Raw genomic sequence first — 20,643 nt, forward strand, 5'->3', positions numbered from 1 at the left:
AGGATGCTGCGTCGGATGGCGCAATCTTTCGCATGAGTCGTCGCGATGATATTTATTGATCCAACAAGGACGCGAACAGGCGTTCGCCGCCATGGAGACAGATCATGAGCAAGACGGTTCTCGGCCGCTACGGCAATAATCGCGGCCATTGGGTGGGCGACGGTTTCCCGGTTCGCTCGCTCTTTTCCTACAACAGCCTGGGCCAGCATATCAGCCCGTTCCTGCTGCTCGACTATGCGGGGCCGCATTATTTCGAGCCCACCACGGAGCGGCGCGGCGTCGGCCAGCATCCCCATCGCGGGTTCGAAACCGTCACCATCGTCTATGATGGGCAGGTGGAGCACCGGGACAGCGCCGGCAATGGCGGCATCATCGGCCCCGGCGACGTGCAGTGGATGACGGCGGCAGGCGGTATCCTGCATGAAGAATATCATGCACCTGCCTTCGCGAAGACGGGTGGTCCGTTTCGCATGGTGCAGCTCTGGGTCAACCTGCCCGCGAGAGATAAAATGGCGCCTGGCGGCTATCAGGGCATCGTTTCGGCGGACATTCCCGTCGTCGACCTGCCTGGCGAGGCGGGCAAGGGACGGGTGATCGCGGGCGAGCTGCTCGGCACAAAGGGACCGGCGAAGACCTTTACGCCGATCAATGTCTGGGACCTGCGCCTGGTCCGCGACGCGGAGCTCAAGCTGGACCTGCCCGAAGGCCATACCGCCATGCTGGTGGTGCTGACCGGGCATGTCACGGTCAATGGCAGCCACGAAGCGGGCGAGGCGGAGATGACGCTGCTCAGCCGCGAGGGCGGCGATGTCGGCATCCGGGCCAATGGCGATGCGACGTTGCTGGTGCTGACGGGCGAGCCGATCGACGAGCCGATCATGGGTCATGGTCCCTTCGTGATGAACACGGAGGACGAGATCCGCCAGGCGGTCGACGACTTCAACAGCGGCAGGTTCGCGCAGGTGGCCTGATCAGGCGCCCGGTTCCTTTTGGGGCCGGGCGTTCCGGTTCGAAATCAGGACGGCGTATGCACCCGCACGCCGCCCGGCCGCCGGACATCGCCGTCCGCGCGGACATGAGGACGGGTGCCTGCAACTGAAAGGATGAAACCATGTCGAGCGAACCCGTTCGTGATCCGAAATCCGACCATCTGCTCACGCCGCAGAACGCGGCCTTCATCATCATCGACTATCAGCCGGTGCAGGTGAATTCGATCGCCTCGATGGACCGGCAATTGCTGCTGAACAATATCGTCGGCTGCTCGAAGGCGGCGGTCGCCTACGGCCTGCCGGTCATCCATTCGACGGTCAATGTGAAGACGGGCCTCAACATGCCGCCCGTGCCGCATATCCGCAAAGTGCTGGGCGATTATCCCACCTATGACCGCACCAGCATCAATAGCTGGGAGGATGTGGAATTCCGCAAGGCGGTGGAAGAAGCCGGCCGCAGGAAGCTCGTGATGACCGCGCTATGGACCGAGGCTTGCCTGACCTTCCCTGCGCTGGACGCGCTGGCCGAAGGCTATGAGGTCTATGTGCCGGTGGATGCGGTGGGCGGCACCTCCGTCGCCGCGCATGAGGCAGCGCTCCGCCGGATCGAGCAGGCGGGGGGCAAGCTGATCTCCACCGTCCAGCTCTTCTGCGAACTTCAGCGCGATTGGAGCCGCGCCGAGACCGTCCCCGCTTTCATGAATCTGTTCATCGAGACCGGCGGTACGGCAGGCATCCAGTTCTCCTACGACAAGGCAGAGTAAGCCGAAACGGCCGCTGCTGGTCATCTCATACCAGCAGCGGCTCTCCACTCCTGCAGGCCTCATTCGGCACGATAAACGATGGCAACGGTTCGGCTCGATAGCCGACCGCTGGCCGTACGTTCGTTTGAAAGCTGCCCACCTTGGGACGGTTGTAAAAGCGGCGTAACTACCACGCGCTGCTTTTGGTCACTGAACCAAAGAAGCTGACCATCCGCAGCTGAGGATAAGAAATTCGCAGCTGAATGACGCAAAAGGGTCGGACACAGGCACTATCGTCGTTAGGGTTTCGCAGTGGATAGGAGGAACACGACATAGCCTCTAAATTGCGGATGCCGCGCGAGCAAGGGCGGCGCCTGCCATTCTCCTCCCTCAACCAGCGCTACACGAAAAGGGATCGGGAAGCCCTCCATCCGCTGAAAATAATCGTCATAGCCCGCTATAGTGCTGCGGCCCTGATAGGTCTGCACCACCACCTCGTCGATCAGACCCGCGAGCCTCGCCAGCACCTGCGGGTCGCCGTGGGCGCTCCAGTCCATTAGCCCGGTGATCGACAATCGCCATGGGCGCGGCAGACGCTGACGCAGATCGTGCAGGAACCGGGCATAACCATCAATGCCGCGTGTGCCCGCATCGAAATCGATCTGGAGCCCGGCGACCTGATTGCCCGCCTCCTGCCAGCGGGTGAGATCATCGAAAATCGCCGCATAGGTTGCGTCATTCCAGTCCAGCCGATCCGCCCTCACCACCAGCCAGAGCGTCTTTCCGGTCAGCCGGGGCACGCCCATGCGCAGCCGTTCCAATCGGGATGGCCCGCCACGTCGCACCTCTCCATCAAGGAGATAAACGATCTTCGGCTGAACGCCCTTTGGCGGACGTACACCGGGCCAGACGTAAAAAGCGTCATAGCCCGTCGGGTTTACGCCGGTTGCACCTTGCTCTGTCTGGCGCTGACAACCGGTCAGCGCCAAAGCCGCTAGCAGCGCCGCTCTCCATCCGCAGACACGCATCGTCACCAATAATAGCGCAGGGTCTTGGCCCACTGACTGTCGGGATAGCGTTGCTTGAGTTCAGTGAACCATGATTTGCGCTCGGCCTTTGAGGCTTGCGCCGCGTCCATCTCTTCGACGGTGAGATAAGAGCCGCTGCAACCATTATAGCCGGACGGTGCATAGCACATGACCGCTCGATACAGGGCATAGGCCCGGTTCTCAGGCGCCGCCCTCTTGTCAGCGATGATCGCGGCATAGATATCCGACCGGGACAGGGGCTGGCCAGAGAAGCCATCTGGTCCATTGCCCAGCGAGAACGGGTCCTTGCCCGCTTTGAAGAGGCTGAACCCGTCGAAGCCGTTCAGGCGATAAAAGTCGCCGAGGCACAGCTGCGCCTTATGATCAGCTGGTGAGCGAGCCAGGGTCGCGGCGGTTTGGGCTATGGCAGGGCAGGCAAAGCCGTCGGACCATTTGCCCTTGCGGAACAGGCCAACCGGAATGCTTTCCTGCTGGGTGAAATCCCACAGGCCGCCGTCGCTGTCGGCATTGGAAGGGATCAGGGCAAGATCGCTGGCGAAATCGCCATATTTACCTTTCGCCAGATCCTTGTAGACCAAGGTGAAGCGCGCCACGTCGCGCTCGCGCGCCGGGCGCGAATTGTCCTTCGCATTGCCGCGCAGAATGGCCGGCGTCGCCAGTGTTTGCAGCAATATCTCGCGCGTGCTGCTGTCCGTGATGGGGGACCCGGACGCGAAAACCTGCTCCAGCCGCCCGTCGCGCTGCCAGCGAATGGCTAGTCCCATTTCGACCAGCGGCCGTTCGTAAAGCGGGCTTGCCCCGCCCAGCAGGTCGCGCCAGAAGCCCACCTCATTGGGATCGCGCGCTCGGCCCAGCGCCATGCCGCGCAGCATCTGGCGGCTGAAGGCCAACGGCGTGAAACGCGTCTCCCGCGCTGTGTCGGGCAGCAGCGCCAAAATCGCCTTTGGATCTTCCCCGGCATAAGTGGCACGCGTTGCCAGAAGCAATCCATAGAGTTCGGGGTGAGCGGAGAATTGGCCTTTTTGCTCCGCCAGCATCTTGGCCGAGAACGGAGCTGACCCGGTTTCCTGTCGCCGCATGCGTTTGAGATCGGATACCGCCAGCAACAGCGGCGTATCGCCCAGTCCGTCGATGATCGCTCCTGCATCCTGGCGTTCGAGCAGCTTGATATCGATCTCTTCGGCAAGATCAGCAGCGGCTTCCTGGTCGCCGGGGGTTGTGGCGAGCAGCTTCTCATAGCTGCGGGAAAGCGTTGCCATGTCCCCGCTCAGCCATGCCACGCGCCGCGTCAAGCCCTGCGCCGATGCGGCGTAACGCCCCTTGGGATATGCCTTGAGGTAGATGGCGATGGCCTTGCGCGCCTCGCCCAGAGCAGCTGGATCAACCTTCTCCGTGCCGGCGAAATCGCCATATTCGTCCACCGCTTTCGCGACGGCAGCGCGCAGGCCGATGCGGATCGGCATATAGAGCGCGGTTTCCGCCACCCAGCGGCTATGGGCCCGCGTCAACGCAGCAAAGCCTTGCCGCGCAGCCGGCCAATCGCCTTTATGGAAAGCGTCCGCTGCCTTGAGATAGGCCATGTATTCGCGGCCCGGTTTGCTGGAGATGCTGCCATCGTCCCAATGTACCTCGCCGCACCCGGTCTGCGCACGGTGCCGTGCCAATGCCGCGCGCTCTATTTCCGGCAAGCCCGGTTCGGCGGCGAGCGCCGCGTTAAAGGCCGGACTCGCGCCGATCGATGGCCCGCAGGCGGGCGCATCGTCATGGCCAGAGTTGGCGGAAGTGGGTTGCGGCCAGAAGGCGGCGCGTAGGCCCGGCCATGTCATGAAGGACTGTCCGAACTGGGGATTGTTCGCGTCAACGGCTGCACTTGCCTGTTTGCCATCCACAGGCTTCAGGCTCCGCATCAGCAGCAGCAGGTTTATCCGTGTATCATTGCCCGGGCTGATCGCCGCGCGTCCACCGCAATCATAGTCGGGCGAGGCCAGCCTCCAGCCCGGCGAACAGGAACTGTCGGCGCAGGCCCATAGCGTCCCGCCCAATCCGATCCCTGACAGCGCGAGCGCCATGAGCATGGTGGCAATGGGATGCCTGCGGCGAAATGCGATGCCATGGCCTACGATGCTGTTATCTTTCATCATCGGACGCGAAACTGAACAAAAGATCGCTTCCAGGCAATAGTTGATGGCCGTGCCCTTCTGCCTCTATTACTTGACATGCATCCAGACTCGTTAGATATTTCTGTTATGACAGAAATATCTAACGAGTCGCAAAGCCTTCCCCCCGCCGTGGAGCAGTTCGTGCTACGCTGGGGCGACATGGGCGGACAATGGGGCGTGAACCGGTCGGTGGCGCAGATCCATGCGCTGCTTTTCCTGTCCGATCACCCCCTGACGGCGGAGGATATTGCCGACAAGCTGGGCATGGCGCGCTCCAATGTGTCGAACAGCCTGCGCGAATTGCTGGCCTGGAAGCTGGCTTGGCGTGTGCCCGTGCTGGGCGACCGGCGCGACCATTATGAGGCGGAAACCGATCTGTGGCAGATGGCGACGAAGGTCGCGCAAGGGCGCAAGGAGCGGGAAATCGATCCCATGGTCGCCGCGATCCGCGCCGCCATGGAGCATGCCGATGATCCCCGGATCAGCCCGGCTGTCCGCCAACGTCTTCATTCGATGCACGACTTCACGAACACGATCGAAGGCTGGTATCGGCAGATGCTGAACGTCCCGCCGGCCCAGATCATGACCCTGATCCGCATGGGATCGAAGGTTGTGGGACTGCTCAAGTTCGTCAGCGGAAAGGGGAGTAAGAAGGAGGCCGAATAGGCTTTCTTTTGCCCTATTGTTTCTCTCAATACAGAAATAACCGAATATATTGGAGGAAGGAAAGATGGCTAGGCCCGCGATCCGGCGGACAGGCGACAGTGTCTTTCGCCGATCATGCCCCGACCAGATATCCGACATGCGCTTTCGGGCGTTGCTCGGCGCCGAAGCGTGGGACAGGCTGCCGGAGGCGGTGCGGACCCGCTTTGCCAAGCGCCTGCTGCCGGGCCGTTCGGTCAGCTATGCGGGGCAGGTAATGACCTGCCGGATGAAGCCAGTGGGCTGGCTGTTGGCGCAGGCCTGCCGCCTGATCGGATCGCCGCTGCCGCTCGGCCGGGACAGCGGCATGGCAGCGGTTGTTACCGTGACAGAGGACAGAGCCAGCGGCGGGCAGGTTTGGACCCGCATATATGCCCGCCCGCGCGGCTTTCCCCAGGTGATCCACAGCGCCAAGCGGTTCGCAGGCCCCACGGGGCTGGAGGAATATCTGGGCGCGGGCTTCGGCATAGCACTGACCGTCGAGGTGAACGCAACCGGCATCCGCTTCCGCAGCCATCATTATTTCCTCTGCATCGGCGCCCTGCGGCTGCGCTTGCCGCGCTGGATCGCGCCCGGCGCGCTCAGCATCGATCATGAGGACATGGGCGAGGGAGCGTTCGCCTTCACCCTGTCTCTCCGCCATCGCTTGCTTGGCGAGATCATTCGCCAAATCGGCCATTTCCACGATCAGCCTGCCTCGCAACAGGAGGTCCAGCCATGACGACCACCCTCTGGCTTTTCATCACCCTGCAGATGATGATGGGCGCATTCGACACTTTCTATCATCATGAAGGGACCGAGCGGCTTGCCTGGCGGCATGGCCAGAGCGTGGAACTGCGCCTCCACGGCATTCGTAACCTTGCCTATATGCTGGCCTTCGCCTGTCTTGGCTGGACCATGCCGCAGGGCGGCTGGGCAATCGCGCTGATCCTGCTGCTGGCAGGCGAACTGTTCATCACCTTGTGGGATTTCGTCGAGGAAGACCGCACCCGCCATCTGCCCGCGACCGAACGGGTCACTCATACACTGCTGACGCTCAATTACGGTGCCATCCTCGCCCTGCTGATCCCCGTGTTGCTCGGTTGGGCCAGGGAGCCAAGCGCGATCTTGTCCGTTCATTATGGCATCATGAGTTGGTTCTGCGCCATAGCCGCTTTCGGCGTGTTCGTGTCGGGCCTGCGTGACCTGGCGGCGGCGCGTCGTTGCCCGCGGCTTGTCCCGGCAGACCCCGCACCGCTCGCCGCCGCCCTTGGCCCTCGCAAAGCGGTGTTGGTGACGGGTGGCACAGGCTTTGTCGGCAGTCGATTGGTGGAGGCGCTGGCCAGCGCCGGTCATGACGTGACCGTGCTGACCCGCGACCGCGCCAAGGCGTTGCCGCTGCTTCGGGCCGGCCCGGTCCGCATCGTCACCAGCCTTGACGCGATCTCGCCCGACACGCGCATTGACGCCATCGTCAATCTGGCGGGCGAGCCGATCTCCAACAGCCCATGGACCCACGCCAAGCGCCAGCGCATCGTTCGCTCGCGGATGGGCATGACACAGGATGTTTTGCGCCTGATGCAGCGGCTCTATCATCGCCCGGAGGTGCTGGTGAGCGGATCGGCGATCGGCATCTACGGCCTGCGCGGCGACGAGAAACTTGGCGAAAGCGATGAAGGTAAGCCCTGCTTCTCCCGCCATGTGTGTCTGCACTGGGAGCGGGCTGCGCAACGCGCTGAAGGGCTTGGCGTGCGCACCGTCTATCTGCGCACCGGGCTGGTGCTGGACGCCAGCGGCGGGATGCTGGCGCGGATGCTGGCGCCGTTCGAATATGGGCTGGGCGGCCGCTTCGGTGACGGGCGGCACTGGATGAGCTGGATTCATCGCGACGACCTCGTCCGCCTGATCGTCCATTGCCTCACCCGGCCGGAAATCAGCGGCCCGGTCAACGGCACGGCACCGGTTCCGGTCACCAACCGCGCCTTCACCGCCGCGCTTGGCCGCGCCCTGCATCGTCCCGCCATGCTGCCGGTGCCAGCCTGGCCGCTGCGCCGGTTGTTGGGCGGCTTTGCGGAGGAATTGCTGCTGAGCGGGCAGCGGGTCTTGCCCGTTATTGCAACCCAAAGCGGTTTCAGCTTCCGCTATCCCGATCTGGACGCGGCACTGGCTGCCATCACCGGCGCGGACAAGATAATGTTGACCGATGCGGCCGTCCGCCCGCCTGCTTTCAAGGAAGGCTGCTGACCATGGCCAACGCTCTTTTCCTGCCGCCAGCCAAGCATCTGCGGCATATGCTGGTCCGGCGGATACAGGACGTCTTCAATGATCGGGATCGTGGCGAAAGGCCGGTTATCCGTTCCGACAACGCCCTCTATCCGCGCCAGTCGGTGATCTGGCGCGTGCATGGCGATGTCACGACGATGATGATAGGCGGCGTCACCGCGTTGCTGCTCCAGATGTTGCATCCTGCCGCGCTGGCCGGCGTCTGGGACCATAGCGGCTTTCGCGGCGACATGCTGGGCCGGTTGCGGCGCACCGCCCGCTTCATAGCCGTTACCACCTTTGGCGATCGGGCTGATGCGGATGCGGCTATTGATCGGGTGTGTCAGGTGCATGAGCATGTGAAAGGTGTTCTGCCCGATGGTACGCCCTATGCTGCCAATGATCCGCGTCTGCTCGCCTGGGTCCATGTCTGCGAGGCGATGGGTTTCCTCGACGCCTGGATCGCCTTTGCCGAACCGGGCATGAGCCGCATCGATCAAGACTGCTATTTCAAACAGGCAGCGCAGGTCGCCCGCGCGCTCGGGGCCGATCCGGTGCCCCAGAACCGTGCCGAGGCAGAAACGCTGATCGCATCATTCCTGCCGGAGTTGAAAGCCGATGCCCGCACCCACGACGTCGCCCGCATGATCCTGTCGCAACCGGCGCCGTCCAAAGCAATGAGGCCCGCGCAGGCCATGCTGATGCAGGCATCGGTCGATATATTGCCACCTTGGGCGAAGCGGTTGCATGACCTCCCAGCGCGGCCGCTGGCGTCGCCCTTGGTTCGGGGTGGTGCCTTCATCATTGCTCATACGATGCGTTGGGCCTTCAACCACAGCTAATGTTGTTACCTGCATCCTCGGAAAGGGGGTGCTGGGTGTGGCCACCCTTCTTGGCACTTTCGCGCTGGATAGAGTGTTTGACCTGTTCTTCTGAACACGAATGGCTAGCTTTGGCGCAGCGGTTTCCTTCATGAGCCTTGGCAGCCTTCCCGAGTCGTTTGCCGCTAACCCGCCGTTCGGGAATCGGCCCTTCGCAATATCGGCAAGCCGCGGATATAGCGCCGTGCGAAAGTCGCCAATGATGTCCGGCAGCGGGTAGTTGAAGTAACGATACTCTCCCTTCCCGAAGCCGTGCCGCGCCATGATGATATGCGAGCGAAAATGGCTCTCGTCCGGATACAGCGATGCGATTTCACGGCACTGCTCAGGTCTTAGAAGTTTCGGCAGGACGGCGCAGCCCACATCGTTGAGCTCAGCGGCGACCGCATCCCAACGATAGTGCGCAATCCGTGCCTCTGCGGACGGATCCACAGAGGCCGGAGCGATGAAATCCACCAGAGGCGGCTTCATGCCATCGCTTCCTTCCGGATCAGTTCGCGCTTGCGCTCGATGCCTCAGCGATAACCCACCAGATCACCGCTGCTGCGGACCATGCGGTGGCAGGGGACGGCCAGCACGATCGGATTGGCGGCACAGGCACAGGCGCTGGCGACCGCGCGCGGATGAGACAGCGGCGACAGCTTGTTCGCCAGATCCGTGTAGGTCGCCGTCTCGCCAGCCGGGATCGTCAGCAGCTTTTCCCAGACGCTGCGCTGGAACGGAGTGCCGCGCATGGCCTATCAGGCGGTGCGACTATTGAACGGCGATATTCGTCCCGAACAGTTCATAACCGGGGCGGGTGAGGAACGCGGCTCCATAGGCTGACATTCGCACGCTTGCGACAGCAAACCGCACTATCAAGTCATCAGAAAGCCTTCAGGTCGGGGTCGAGCGTTAGACCTTCGTCGAGTTGTACGCCGAATGTGTTCAGGAACATAGATATCTGCGTGTAGTTCCCCACAGCAAACACCAGGTCCATTCGCTGTTTATCCGTAAAATGCCGGCCGAGTTCGGTCCAAGTCGCTTCCCCGATGAATTGATCGGCGTGAAGTTCGTCTGTGGCGCGGATCAGAGCCGTATCCGCCGGATCCCAGCCAGCATCCGGACCTTGCTTGATCCGCTCGATCTCGTCAGCCAAGAGGCCATCATTCAGCCCAATCTCAACATGCTGTGCCCACTCGTAGCCCGATTTGCAGAGCCAGCCGATCCGCAGAATGACCATCTCCCGCTGGCGGGGAGGGAGGGAGTTGTGCCGGAGAACATAAGCTCCCCATTGGCCGAATCGATGCAACGCTCCAGGCGCCTGGGCGATCGTGCGGAAGACGTTCAACACGCCCATCGGATCATGCCGCAGGGGCTGCAACGCCTCGGCCTGTTCCGGGGTGAGTTCGTCGTCCTGCAATGGCGCGATACGCGGCTGGCTAAGTCTCATATGTAATTCTTTCTATGGCTTGGATGGTTTGATCCAAGGTTCGATATGCTCGCCGATAGACGCAACCTTTCGACTATCGATCCACGAAATGAACTTCCGGCGGACGGGCCGGAAGTTCGTCAAGCAGCCGTGTTGGCGGGATTGTCGATATGGACTCCGCGTGCGGCCGCGGCCTCGAAAGCGTCATGTCTGGTGAGGATGGGAGCCTTGTCGAAGATTTTGGTGACTCCCGGATAGTCGGCAAGATCCGCCCCGATGAGGCGCGCAATCTGCTGACCATAGGGTAGGTCGCCATACATACGCTCGCCCTTGATCTTTTTCGTTTCGGGCCGACGTTCTGACTATTTCGCCGACTCAAGTGCGTCGGCATGAGCTTCGACCTCCTGCGCATCTCGCGGTGGGTGGCCCAGCATTGCTTTTATTTCGAGAAAGCCTTCGAAAGCCAGATCGCCCCATTCGCGGCCATTGCCCGACTGCTTGTAGCCGCCGAACGGCGCTCGCGGATCGGGCTGCGGATGATTTATTACGACCTGGCCCGTCCTCAATCGCGCGGCGATGTCGGCGATCACCTTTGGATCCTTGCCCTGAATATATCCAGCGAGCCCATAGGGGCTATCGTTGGCAATTTCGATTGCGTCCTCGACATCCTCATAGCCAAGGATCGAAAGCACCGGCCCGAATATTTCCTCGCGCGCGATCGCCATGTCGTTCGTCACGTTGGCAAATACGGTTGGCCGCACAAAATAGCCCCTGTCTATTCCTTCGGGCCGGCCGGGACCGCCCGCCACGAGCGTCGCGCCTTCTGAAATGCCTTGCTCGATCAGCCTCTGGATCCTCTCATACTGCACCTTCGAGACGACCGGTCCGATGTCAGCGCCAGATCGGGGATCCCCGGCCTTGATGCTATCTGCGGCCGCGCGGGCAGCAATGACGGCCTCAGCCATTTTGGAGGCAGGTACGAGCATGCGACTGGGCGCGTTGCAGGACTGGCCCGAATTGTGCGTGACTGCCTTGACCCCGGCGACCACGGCCTCGGCAATGTCGGCGTCTTCCAGGATGATGTTGGCCGACTTGCCACCGAGCTCTTGATGGACGCGCTTGACCGTCGGCGCCGCGTTGCGCGCGACCTCCACGCCCGCTCGTGTCGATCCGGTGAACGAAACCATGTCAACGTCGGGATGGCTGCTGAGCGCTGCGCCTACGGTCGGCCCATCGCCATGCACGAGATTGAAAACGCCCGCCGGAACGCCCGCCGCGTGCATCACCTCGGTCCAGATTTGCGCCGAAAAGGGCGAATATTCGGAAGGCTTCAGGACCATGGTGCAGCCGCATGCCAGCGCTGGCGCGACCTTGGCCGCTACCTGGTTGATCGGCCAGTTCCACGGCGTGATGAGCGCGCACACCCCGACGGGCTCATGCATTACCCACGTTGCCCCGCGCAACTCTTCGAACTTGTACGTTCGCAATGCTTCGAGCGCGGTCCATAGATGGACGTAACCGATCAATGCGTGCTGGTTCAGGGCCATCGGCGACGGCGCGCCCATTTCGTCCGTGATCGCCTCGGCCAGATCCTTGCTGCGCAATTGATAGGCCGCGATAATTGACTCGAGTAATTCGATGCGTTCGTTGCGCGAGGTCCGGCCGTAGCTGCGAAAGGCTTGCCTGGCCGCCGCCACGGCAATGTCGACATCGCTCTCATCGCCCAGATTAATCACGCCTACCGGCTGTTCGGTCGCGGGGTTGATAATTTCCCACCGCTTGGGCTCGGTCGGGTCGACCCAAGTGCCGTCGATATAGAATTTCAGTGATTCCCGCATGTTAATCTCCATCTATCGCGAATAAAAACTATAGAACGATCTAATATAACTGAGGCAAAAAACCCCGCTAGGTTTCGGGAAAGACTTACGCGATTTCCAAGCAGATCTTGCCGAAATGTCGCTTGGCCGCCTGATGCGCGAAGGCATCTCCAATCGCTTCGAGGGGAAAGCTTGTATCAATGACGGGACGGATGTCGCTGGCTTCCAATGCATTGATCATATCCTCTTGATCCTCGCGGGAACCGACGGTGACGCCCTTGATCGCAACGTTCTTACCCATCGCTACCGCTGTTGGAACAACACCTGCCACGCCGGTCAGCACGCCGATCAGCGCGATATGACCATCGATACGGACGGCTTGAAGCGATTGGGCCATGGTGCCGGGGCCGCCAACCTCCACCACTACATCGGCACCGCGACCGTCGGTCAGGGACATCACCGCCTGACCCCATTCGGCTTGTTGCTTGTAATTGATCAGATGGTCGGCCCCGAGTTCCTTAAGCCATTCCAGCTTGGCGTCCGACGAAGAGGTCGCAATCACCTCGCATCCCATCGCCTTGGCGAATTGCAGTGCGAAAATCGAGACGCCTCCAGTCCCTTGCGTCAGCACCACATCGCCCGGTTTTATCCGCGCGTGGACCATAAGCGCGCGCCAGGCCGTCAGTGCGGCGCAGGGCAACGTCGCGGCCTCCATATAGCTCCAGCCTTCGGGAACCCGAGTGAAGGCGCTGGCCGGCGCTGCCACGAGTTCGGCCGCGAAGCCGTCCACATGATCGCCTGGTACGCCCGTCATGCGATCCTTCGTCGGCCTGCCGACCGGCCAATTGGGAAAGAAGAGGGAAAGTACACGATCGCCGGGCTTCAGCGTCGTGACACCCGCGCCAACCGCAACCACCTCGCCAGCGCCATCGGACATGGGAATGCGTCCATCTGCTGCCTGGATTCGTCCGAGGACCACCCCATAGTCATGAAAATTGAGAGAGCTGGCATGAACGCGCACCAGAACCTCGCCCGATCCTGGTGTCGGCTCCGCCAGGTTCGTGACGACCAGATTCTCCAGACCGGCGGGGGCATTAACAACAGCGACCTTCATCCCAAATCCCTCTCGGCACAACTTCGCGTGCTTGCCGACGCGACGACCGGCATTTTCTCACTCGAAACAGGGCCACGAATCATCTAAACAGTGTTTGGATATGTCGGAATTTAAACATTGTAAAGATTGGATCTGTGCGAGTGCGAATTGAGCCTGCCGCCAAGCGCGGCTACCATCATGGCGAATTGAAGGAGGCCTTGATCGTCGCCGCCGACTCCATTTTGCGGGAAGACGGCATTGAAGGGTTCTCGCTGCGCGCGGCCGCGCGTCGTGCCGGCGTCTCGCCTGCCGCGCCTGCTCATCATTTCGGAAATGCGGCGGGACTCCTTACCGAAGTCGCAATTCTTGCTCATAATCAGCTGGGGGAATATCTCGCAGCTGCGCCGCGGGGCGAAACGCCCCAGGCCCGATTACGCTCTCTCTCGCGAGCTTATGTGGAATTTGCATTGGATGAGCCGGGCCGTTTCAGACTCATGTTTCGCAAAGACCTTGTAAACCGCGAAGATCCCCGCTTCTTTGACAGCGGAGTTCGGGCGTTCACACCTTTCATAGAAACGGCGGCTCAGGCCTACGGCGGCGATCTTGCCACGATCAGTCTCGAACGCGACGCGGGCAGCGTACTTGCGGCGTGGTCCACCGCGCACGGCATCGCGCATCTCGCCCTGGAAGACAAGTTCGCGTTCGACAAACGTGGAGCGAATAGTTCGATCTTTTTAAGCGAGTTGCTGCCAGAAATTCTGGCCGCGCAATGGCCCGACCCTGTTGGCGCCCGTTAGGCGACGGGCCTGTGGCGCGACGAGGGTCGGAGGGCATATGATCAATATTCCCGCAGGGTAGCAGACAAAGCGAAGATCACCATGCTGGGGATTATCGCTGGGTCACAGATATGCTGGTCGTGTGGGCAAGCGCAGAGCGCTTCCACCTCAAACGATCAGGCTTCAGCCTCGAGAATCCGGCTTGTATTGATTTCGGAATATGACAACCTCATTCCATCACAACCCGTTTCCAGTGTTGGACAGGCAAAGGGAGGGAGTTCGGATGAAGAATCGTGGGATCAATATCGTGACGCTGCTTGGACTGGTCACATTGGCCTCTCTTCCCACCGGTTCGATGGCGGCGGTGAAGCAGGAGCGTTGGCCTGGTACCGGCGTCAACAAACCCGCTCCGGCAATTCCTGGAATGCCCGAAACCCTGGCAAAGAACCTGCGCACTTTCGATGATCTCGATTTCCGGGTCTATACGGAACAGAAGTGGGAGGATCTCCACAAGAGCCATGCCCAGAACATCATCGTTCATTATCCCGATGGCCACACCACCATTGGCATACCGGACCACATCAAGGAATTGAAGTTCATGTGGACGTTCGCTCCCGATAACCGCATCACCGAACATCCAGTCCGCTTCGGTACGGCAGAGGGCGAATGGACCAGTGTGATGGGCTATCTGGACGGCACCTTCACGAAACCGATGGTCCTGGCCGACGGGAAGGTCATCCAGCCGACCGGCAAGGCCTACCACCTTCCCATGGCGACCCTAGGTCACTGGAACAAGGAAGGTAGCATGAGCGAAGAATATCTCTTCTGGGACAATGCTACCCTGATGCAGCAGATCGGCGTGACCCAGTAACGGTGGCGGGCGACATGGCCCGGATGCCGGCATTGTTCATCGGGCATGGCAGCCCGATGAACACTCTGAAACATAACGTTTATACCGATGCATGGCGTCGCATCGGCCAAATATTGCCCCGGCCGCGGGGGATCCTGTGCATATCAGCGCACTGGTTCATCGGCGCAACGACCGTGACGGCCATGCCCCACCCACGCACTATTCATGATTTCCACGGCTTCCCCGATGAACTGTTCGCGTTCGACTATCCCGCACCGGGTCTGCCCGAACTGGCACAGGAAGTGGCAGAAGTCGCCGAGCCCCATTGGGTCGGGGCCGACATTGACCAATGGGGTCTGGATCATGGGACATGGAGCGTGCTTGCCCATCTGTTCCCCGATGCGGATATTCCTGTCGTCCAGTTGTCGATCGACGCGCCGAAACCGATGGAATATCACATCGATCTGGGCGCCCGGCTGGCCCCTTTGCGGGATGCCGGCATCCTCATCCTGTCGAGCGGCAATGTCGTCCATAATCTTCGCCGTATCCAATGGAACAAGCCGGAGGCCGGCGAACCCTGGGCGGAACGTTTCGACGACCATGTCGCCGGCCTGATGGCGGAGGCGCCGGGCGACCTGCTCAAGGCTATGACGCATCCGGACTATGCCCAGGCGGTGCCTACGCCGGATCACTTCATTCCGCTGCTCTATATCGCCGGGCTCGGCGCTGTATCGAACGAAAAGGTAGCCCCCCTGATACGTGGTCATGCACTGGGGTCGCTTTCCATGACCTGCTATGGCTTCGGAATGGACGCCTGCCTCTCACCATATGGGCTAGCCAGCAACTGGATATTGGGGCACTAAAAATACCCATGACAGGTATGATCCACACGCGAAGGCCTACGATCAGCCTCATTATCCCTGCCTATAATGAAGAAGAGTATCTGCCCGAGTGTCTTGACGCGATCATGCGGAATGTGGCGGGCAAGGCGGTAGAAATCATTGTCGTTGACAACAACAGCACAGACGACACGAAGAAAGTGATCGATCGCTATCCGGCGGTGACTTACGTGTTCGAGGCTCAAAAAGGAATTACCCGTGCCCGCCAGCGCGGCTTTCTTGCTGCTACTGGCGACATCCTGGCCTATGTCGATGCCGACACACGGCCGCCACCAGGCTGGATCGAACAAATCTGGGAACAGTTCCACAAGTGCGGGGACCTTGCCTGCTTGTCCGGCCCCTATAGCTTTTACGACCTCAGTGGCATTCGTAATGCCATCTCCACTGGTTGGTTCGTTGCGGCGCGGCCGCTCTATTGGATCACCGGTTATCTGATGGTCGGCGGCAATTTCGCGATCCGTCGTGACGCCCTGGAAGAGATGGGCGGCTTTGACAGCTCGATTGAATTTTATGGCGAGGATGTGGACATAGGCAAACGTGCCAAGGCGCAGGGGAAAGTGCTTTTTTCGCCCCGTTTCGTCATGCCAACATCAGGACGTCGTATGAAGAAGCAAGGCTTCGCCAAAATCGCGAGCCTTTATTTTGCGAACTATTTTTCTGTCGTTTTCAGAGGCAGGCCCGCTACCAGAAGCTATGAGGACATTCGGTGAGCGGCGGATTTCTGTTTCGCGGACCCAAGGGAGGCTTCCTAATATCCGGCCGCTAACCATCCCGTTCGACATTCTCGACTGCGCATCCGCCACCTTGGAGGAAGTCAGGGCAAGGCATCCCGCGCCGCTTCACGGACCCGTGTTGCGATGGCGAGGGCATAATCTTAGTCGATGGCGCTGTGCGGCGGCCGAACGGGCCTTCGCGCGCGTCGTGTGGCAGATTTATGCTGTCCGCGATCGGGTTGGGCAAATTTGCATGCGGCGGAAGCGGGCGGCCTGCGGGCGCAATGACTTGTGTCACACGATCGTCGGTCAGGCGAAGCCCCTGAGTGCGGTAGAATCGGCTTTGAACCAGCCAAGGAGATCAAAATCTGGGTGTGAGGGGCATTTTGTCTCGTGCAAAGCACGGCACGTTGCACCGTCATGGTAATGCCACTGATCCTCTCTAAATAGCCGTGCATGAATATCGGTTCATATTTTCGCCTTGAAGGCGTCTTGCTGGCCGGAGTGGCCGGATTGTATGTCCGTGCGCGGGATGGCGCCTTCTGGGAGATCGGCACGCTCAAGGATGTTGGCCACCTTCTCCAGAATAATGTCCTGGTCGAAGGCATTCGAACGGGCGCACAGGCGCTCGCGGTTAACTGGATCGAAGCCGTTGAACCGCTGAAAGCGATCAGGGATACAGCCGGAATGTAGGGCGGTCGCTTGCCTGCGCTTCCCCCGCTAATAGGGTCGCTCATATCATGAGGAGGCTAAGGTGATCGCAACACTCATTGCGTCGGACTGAATGTGGATCGGCGCCGAAGCGGGCTACCTGCAGGCGCTGGTCTTAACTCCGTGCCTCAGGCGCATAGGCAATAAAATGAATGTAGTATGCGTTTCTTTGGCGGGGTTCCGCTTTGACGCCGGTTCACAGCCCAGAACAACAGCAGCACGGAATCCATGCCCATAATGATCACATGAAGGTGGAAATAACGACGCGAGGGTCAAATGCCCTCGCCATTTCTCATGGAATGCTGAGACAGGTGAAGCTGGATCAATCTCTTGGTGATCCGTCTTTGTTTAGCTCGACCCAACCCTGCCGCAGAAAGTGGTAGCGGATGATATCTCGGGCGATGAAGGGATAGATCAGAAACGGCAGGATGGCCCCCGCAATGGCAACGGCGGTGACGATGGGGGTTCTGCCCGGATCATTTCCCGCCCAACCGGACCAGAATGCGGTGTAAATCAGCACGCTATTGATGATGAAATACAGAATAACGTGCCGCCAGACGCCCTTGATCACGAAATAAAGCGGCCCGAACAAGAGTGCCCACAAAAATGGCGCACTGCACACTTCGACATACCCGTTCATCTGATTTTGAAAGCGCAAACGACCCTCCCCTTATTATATCGATTCGCGTCGATATGGCACATCGCGCGGGGTGGCCCTAGCGAAGACGGCAGCCCGTCGACTGGCGGTGCTGAAAACCATGCTCGCCGCGCATCATAGCTTACTGAATTCCCTCCCCGAACCCGCCATTCTGGATTCGGCCAATCGTGCGCGTCGCGGACGGGAAACCTAGCTGTCCGCAGCTTGGTGCCAGAAATTGACTGCTGAACGTCTGGGAAGGGCCGATCCACGAAGCAAAGCTAATCATAAGCGGCCAAGCGGGCGGATCTCACGGATGAGGTCGATTAGGAGCCGCAATCCTGTGGGAACCTGCCGACGGCCCGAATAATAGGCGTGGAATCCAGCCCCCATCGATACCCAATCTTCGAGTACGATCTTCAAGGCGCCGGTTTCTAGGTAGGGGGAAAGAACGGGCTCCGCGCCATAAATGATGCCAACGCCACCCATGCCCAGACCGAGCGCGACATGGCTGGCATCCACCGTCAGCGGACCGGGCGTCGCGACCGCTACCACGTCATCGCCGCGTTCGAACTCCCACTGATAGAGTTTGTCATTGCCGAGCCGGATGCGGATGCAGCGATGTTGTGCCAGATCGGCCGGGCTTGCCGGTGCACCGAAACGATCGAGATAGGCGGGCGAAGCTGCCGCCATCCACCGAATATCAGGGGAAAGCCTCTGCGCAATCATGTCTTCCGGCACGGTGCCGCCATAGCGGATACCGGCATCAAAGCCGCTGCCTATGACGTCGACGAGGCGATTGCTCACGCTGATGTCAACCTCCACCTCCGGATAGCGGTCGACGAAGATCGGCATGACTGGGTCGAGCAGGAGCGCCACCGCATCTTCCAGCACATTGATGCGCACCCGCCCTGCAGGCGCATCCCGAAAGCGGTTCAGACTTTCGGCAGCTTGGCCAATAATATCCAGAGGCCCCTCGATCATTGCGCAGAGTTCCTCGCCTGCTGCGGTGAGAGTGACGCTCCTTGTCGTTCTGTTCAACAATCTAACGCCGCGCCGCGTTTCCAGGGCGCTAATGGCGTGGCTCAGGGCAGATGTCGTAACGCCCATCTCCAGTGCCGCCCGCCTAAAGCTGAGGTGCTTGGCAATGGCAATGAAATAAGCGAAATCTGCAAGGTCGGCACGGCTGATCTGCATGGGCATGCTCTATCATATTGTTGAGCACTGTTCATCAGCTCATTGCTTCGGACGGGACTAATCCTCGCGCGGCGGGAGCATTAAATGCTGAGTTCACGGCCCGCTCGCTTGCTGCGGGCACTCATCCAGAGAGGACGCGCCATGGTTAGGTTCGCCGCGATTTTGGCCGCACTTCTTGTTTCGACGAACGCCGCCCAGGCACAGGAGGAAAAGAGAGCGATGGACATCACCAGCAAGGCAGAGCTCAAGACCGTTGACGGACCGGAAGAGTTCTTCACGGGCAAGGCTACGATCACCGGACAGTTCCAGCGCGAGGAGCCGTCGCGTGTCTCCGGCGCGATCGTCCATTTCGAGCCCGGAGCGCGTACCGCGTGGCACACACATCCAGCCGGCCAGACGCTGATCGTCACAGAAGGTGTGGGCTGGACCCAGATCGCGGGCGGCCCGAAGTTTGAGTTCCATGCCGGCGACATCCTGTGGTGTCCGGCCGAACACAAGCACTGGCACGGTGCGACGCCGCTTGAAGCCATGACCCACATCGCGATCCAGGAATCGGTGAATGGCACGCCCGTCACCTGGATGGAGAAGGTAACCGACGAGGAATATTTTGCGCCATTGGGCAAAGGTTGAGGCGGTGCCGCACGTCGTCGTCAAGCTGTGGCCGCGCAAATCCGATGCGCAGAAGCAGGCCCTCACCGACATCCTCTCGCGAGGCGTGATGGAGATACTCGGTTATGGCGAAGATGCTGCCTCGGTCGCCTTCGAGGAAATCGCCCCCGAGGACTGGAGTAAGCACGTCTACGACCCCAACATTCTCAGCAAATGGGGGCAACTCACCAAAGCTCCGGGCTATGGCCCGCTCCCCTCGGATCAAAGGAACAAGCCATGATATTGGAAGAAAGCTTCACCCTGTCCAACGGCATCCAAATTCCGAAACTCGGCCTCGGGACCTGGCGCATCGGCGATAGCGCCGTCGTGCCGATCGTGCGCGAAGCCATCACTCTTGGCTACCGCCATATCGACACCGCGCAAGCCTATGGCAATGAGCGAGGCGTAGGGGAAGGCCTGCGCGCCAGCGGCATCGCGCGCGATGAGATCTTCGTTACGACAAAACTCGCCGCCGAGTCCAAAAGCTTTGCAGACGCCAGGGATCGCATCGATGCCTCCTTGCGCGCACTAGGCGTCGACCACATCGACCTGATGCTGATCCACAGTCCCCAACCATGGTCCGAATTTCGTGACGGCGGGGATTATGACGCGGGCAATCTGGAGGCATGGCGTGCGCTGGAAGAGGCACATGCCGCGGGCAAGCTCCAAGCGATCGGCGTCTCAAACTTTGAGCGGGCCGACCTCGAAAACCTGTTCGCGAACGGCAGCGTTCGGCCGATGGTCAACCAGGTACTCGCGCATGTGGGCAACACGCCGTTCGACCTCATCGACTATTGCAGGAACGAAGACCTGCTGATGGAAGCCTATTCGCCGGTCGCGCATGGCGCGGCGATGAAGAATGACCGGCTTGCGTCGATGGCCGGCAAGTATGACGTCGACGTAGCGCAGCTCTGCATTCGCTACTGCCTGCAACTGGGCCTTCTTCCGCTGCCCAAGACCACCCACCAGGATCATATGCGCAGCAACACCGATCTGGACTTCGTGATTTCCGACAAAGATATGACCGCTCTGAAGAACGCTACCACTGATATGGACTATGGCGAGGCGAATGCCTTCCCGGTCTTCGGCAAGAAGCGCCGGCCCGCCGCGGCGACGGAGCGCTAAGC

The 20,643-nt window shown here is 60.6% G+C and carries 23 protein-coding genes and 1 pseudogene; 14 read left to right on the forward strand and 10 right to left on the reverse strand.

The window, feature by feature from the left end; all coding sequences use genetic code 11:
• The first annotated feature begins 104 nt into the window (after positions 1-104).
• Positions 105-971, forward strand: coding sequence for a pirin family protein (locus HUK73_RS19315; protein ID WP_176593491.1), 867 nt, complete (start codon positions 105-107; stop codon positions 969-971).
• Positions 972-1,111: 140 nt separating this feature from the next.
• Positions 1,112-1,753: a hydrolase gene (locus HUK73_RS19320; protein WP_176593492.1), complete on the forward strand. Its 642-nt coding sequence runs from the start codon at positions 1,112-1,114 to the stop codon at positions 1,751-1,753.
• A gap of 278 nt (positions 1,754-2,031) precedes the next feature.
• Here HUK73_RS19320 and HUK73_RS19325 read toward each other — a convergent pair whose 3' ends face one another.
• Together HUK73_RS19325 and HUK73_RS19330 are read right to left on the reverse strand one after the other, a co-directional pair.
• Entirely contained in the window at positions 2,032-2,760 is a 729-nt protein-coding gene (locus HUK73_RS19325) for a DUF3142 domain-containing protein (RefSeq protein WP_176594712.1), read from the reverse strand.
• Positions 2,761-2,762: 2 nt separating this feature from the next.
• On the reverse strand, positions 2,763-4,922 hold the full coding sequence (locus HUK73_RS19330; RefSeq protein ID WP_176593493.1) for a hypothetical protein: 2,160 nt from the start codon (positions 4,920-4,922) through the stop codon (positions 2,763-2,765).
• A 105-nt stretch (positions 4,923-5,027) separates the two neighbouring features.
• Here HUK73_RS19330 and HUK73_RS19335 point away from each other — a divergent pair, with 105 nt between their 5' ends.
• The 4 genes from HUK73_RS19335 (at position 5,028) to HUK73_RS19350 (ending at position 8,725) form a co-directional block, all read left to right on the forward strand.
• Positions 5,028-5,606, forward strand: a complete 579-nt coding sequence (locus HUK73_RS19335) for a GbsR/MarR family transcriptional regulator (RefSeq protein ID WP_176593494.1) — start codon at positions 5,028-5,030, stop codon at positions 5,604-5,606.
• Between the two features lie 64 nt (positions 5,607-5,670).
• A complete protein-coding gene (locus HUK73_RS19340) occupies positions 5,671-6,363 on the forward strand; it encodes a DUF4166 domain-containing protein (protein ID WP_255326437.1) in 693 nt (230 codons plus the stop codon).
• Entirely contained in the window at positions 6,360-7,865 is a 1,506-nt protein-coding gene (locus tag HUK73_RS19345; RefSeq protein ID WP_176593495.1) for a TIGR01777 family oxidoreductase, read from the forward strand. Before HUK73_RS19340 ends, HUK73_RS19345 begins: the two co-directional genes overlap by 4 nt.
• 2 nt (positions 7,866-7,867) lie before the next feature.
• Complete coding sequence (locus HUK73_RS19350) at positions 7,868-8,725, forward strand: oxygenase MpaB family protein (protein WP_176593496.1); 858 nt, start codon at positions 7,868-7,870, stop codon at positions 8,723-8,725.
• Between the two features lie 201 nt (positions 8,726-8,926).
• Here the strand turns inward: HUK73_RS19350 and HUK73_RS27290 are convergent.
• From HUK73_RS27290 to HUK73_RS19380, 6 genes and pseudogenes are all read right to left on the reverse strand, one after another.
• A pseudogene (locus tag HUK73_RS27290) lies at positions 8,927-9,235 on the reverse strand (proline hydroxylase); the annotation flags it as partial.
• A 44-nt stretch (positions 9,236-9,279) separates the two neighbouring features.
• Positions 9,280-9,498 (reverse strand): methylated-DNA--[protein]-cysteine S-methyltransferase, encoded by a 219-nt coding sequence (locus HUK73_RS19360; RefSeq protein ID WP_176593497.1) that lies wholly within the window; start codon positions 9,496-9,498, stop codon positions 9,280-9,282.
• 131 nt (positions 9,499-9,629) lie between these two features.
• Positions 9,630-10,196, reverse strand: a complete 567-nt coding sequence (locus HUK73_RS19365) for a carboxymuconolactone decarboxylase family protein (RefSeq protein WP_176593498.1) — start codon at positions 10,194-10,196, stop codon at positions 9,630-9,632.
• A 119-nt stretch (positions 10,197-10,315) separates the two neighbouring features.
• The gene (locus tag HUK73_RS19370) at positions 10,316-10,495 is read right to left on the reverse strand and encodes a hypothetical protein (protein ID WP_176593499.1); all 180 of its coding nucleotides are present in this window, start codon (positions 10,493-10,495) and stop codon (positions 10,316-10,318) included.
• Positions 10,496-10,537: 42 nt separating this feature from the next.
• The gene (locus HUK73_RS19375; protein WP_176593500.1) at positions 10,538-12,013 is read right to left on the reverse strand and encodes an aldehyde dehydrogenase family protein; all 1,476 of its coding nucleotides are present in this window, start codon (positions 12,011-12,013) and stop codon (positions 10,538-10,540) included.
• 85 nt (positions 12,014-12,098) lie between these two features.
• The gene (locus tag HUK73_RS19380; protein WP_176593501.1) at positions 12,099-13,106 is read right to left on the reverse strand and encodes an NAD(P)-dependent alcohol dehydrogenase; all 1,008 of its coding nucleotides are present in this window, start codon (positions 13,104-13,106) and stop codon (positions 12,099-12,101) included.
• Positions 13,107-13,246: 140 nt separating this feature from the next.
• Here HUK73_RS19380 and HUK73_RS19385 point away from each other — a divergent pair, with 140 nt between their 5' ends.
• The 5 genes from HUK73_RS19385 (at position 13,247) to HUK73_RS19405 (ending at position 17,016) form a co-directional block, all read left to right on the forward strand.
• The gene (locus HUK73_RS19385; protein ID WP_176593502.1) at positions 13,247-13,882 is read left to right on the forward strand and encodes a TetR/AcrR family transcriptional regulator; all 636 of its coding nucleotides are present in this window, start codon (positions 13,247-13,249) and stop codon (positions 13,880-13,882) included.
• 262 nt (positions 13,883-14,144) lie between these two features.
• The gene (locus HUK73_RS19390; protein ID WP_255326438.1) at positions 14,145-14,732 is read left to right on the forward strand and encodes an ester cyclase; all 588 of its coding nucleotides are present in this window, start codon (positions 14,145-14,147) and stop codon (positions 14,730-14,732) included.
• Positions 14,733-14,746: 14 nt separating this feature from the next.
• The gene (gene ygiD, locus HUK73_RS19395) at positions 14,747-15,574 is read left to right on the forward strand and encodes a 4,5-DOPA dioxygenase extradiol (protein ID WP_255326439.1); all 828 of its coding nucleotides are present in this window, start codon (positions 14,747-14,749) and stop codon (positions 15,572-15,574) included.
• Positions 15,575-15,582: 8 nt separating this feature from the next.
• Complete coding sequence (locus HUK73_RS19400; RefSeq protein WP_176593503.1) at positions 15,583-16,320, forward strand: glycosyltransferase family 2 protein; 738 nt, start codon at positions 15,583-15,585, stop codon at positions 16,318-16,320.
• Between the two features lie 459 nt (positions 16,321-16,779).
• Complete coding sequence (locus HUK73_RS19405; protein ID WP_176593504.1) at positions 16,780-17,016, forward strand: DUF5818 domain-containing protein; 237 nt, start codon at positions 16,780-16,782, stop codon at positions 17,014-17,016.
• A gap of 340 nt (positions 17,017-17,356) precedes the next feature.
• On the opposite strand, the gene HUK73_RS19410 is transcribed toward HUK73_RS19405, so the two are convergent.
• A complete protein-coding gene (locus HUK73_RS19410) occupies positions 17,357-17,692 on the reverse strand; it encodes a hypothetical protein (protein WP_176593505.1) in 336 nt (111 codons plus the stop codon).
• A gap of 264 nt (positions 17,693-17,956) precedes the next feature.
• Positions 17,957-18,868: a LysR family transcriptional regulator gene (locus HUK73_RS19415; protein ID WP_176593506.1), complete on the reverse strand. Its 912-nt coding sequence runs from the start codon at positions 18,866-18,868 to the stop codon at positions 17,957-17,959.
• A gap of 141 nt (positions 18,869-19,009) precedes the next feature.
• On the opposite strand from HUK73_RS19415, the gene HUK73_RS19420 reads away from it, so the two are divergent.
• The 3 genes from HUK73_RS19420 to HUK73_RS19430 are packed head-to-tail and all read left to right on the forward strand — an operon-like array spanning position 19,010 to position 20,641.
• A complete protein-coding gene (locus HUK73_RS19420) occupies positions 19,010-19,498 on the forward strand; it encodes a cupin domain-containing protein (protein WP_176593507.1) in 489 nt (162 codons plus the stop codon).
• A 4-nt stretch (positions 19,499-19,502) separates the two neighbouring features.
• A complete protein-coding gene (locus HUK73_RS19425) occupies positions 19,503-19,757 on the forward strand; it encodes a tautomerase family protein (protein WP_176593508.1) in 255 nt (84 codons plus the stop codon).
• A 2-nt stretch (positions 19,758-19,759) separates the two neighbouring features.
• Positions 19,760-20,641, forward strand: a complete 882-nt coding sequence (locus tag HUK73_RS19430) for an aldo/keto reductase (RefSeq protein ID WP_218036662.1) — start codon at positions 19,760-19,762, stop codon at positions 20,639-20,641.
• Positions 20,642-20,643 lie beyond the last annotated feature (2 nt).

The organism is Sphingobium sp. EM0848, from assembly GCF_013375555.1.
Lineage (GTDB): Bacteria > Pseudomonadota > Alphaproteobacteria > Sphingomonadales > Sphingomonadaceae > Sphingobium.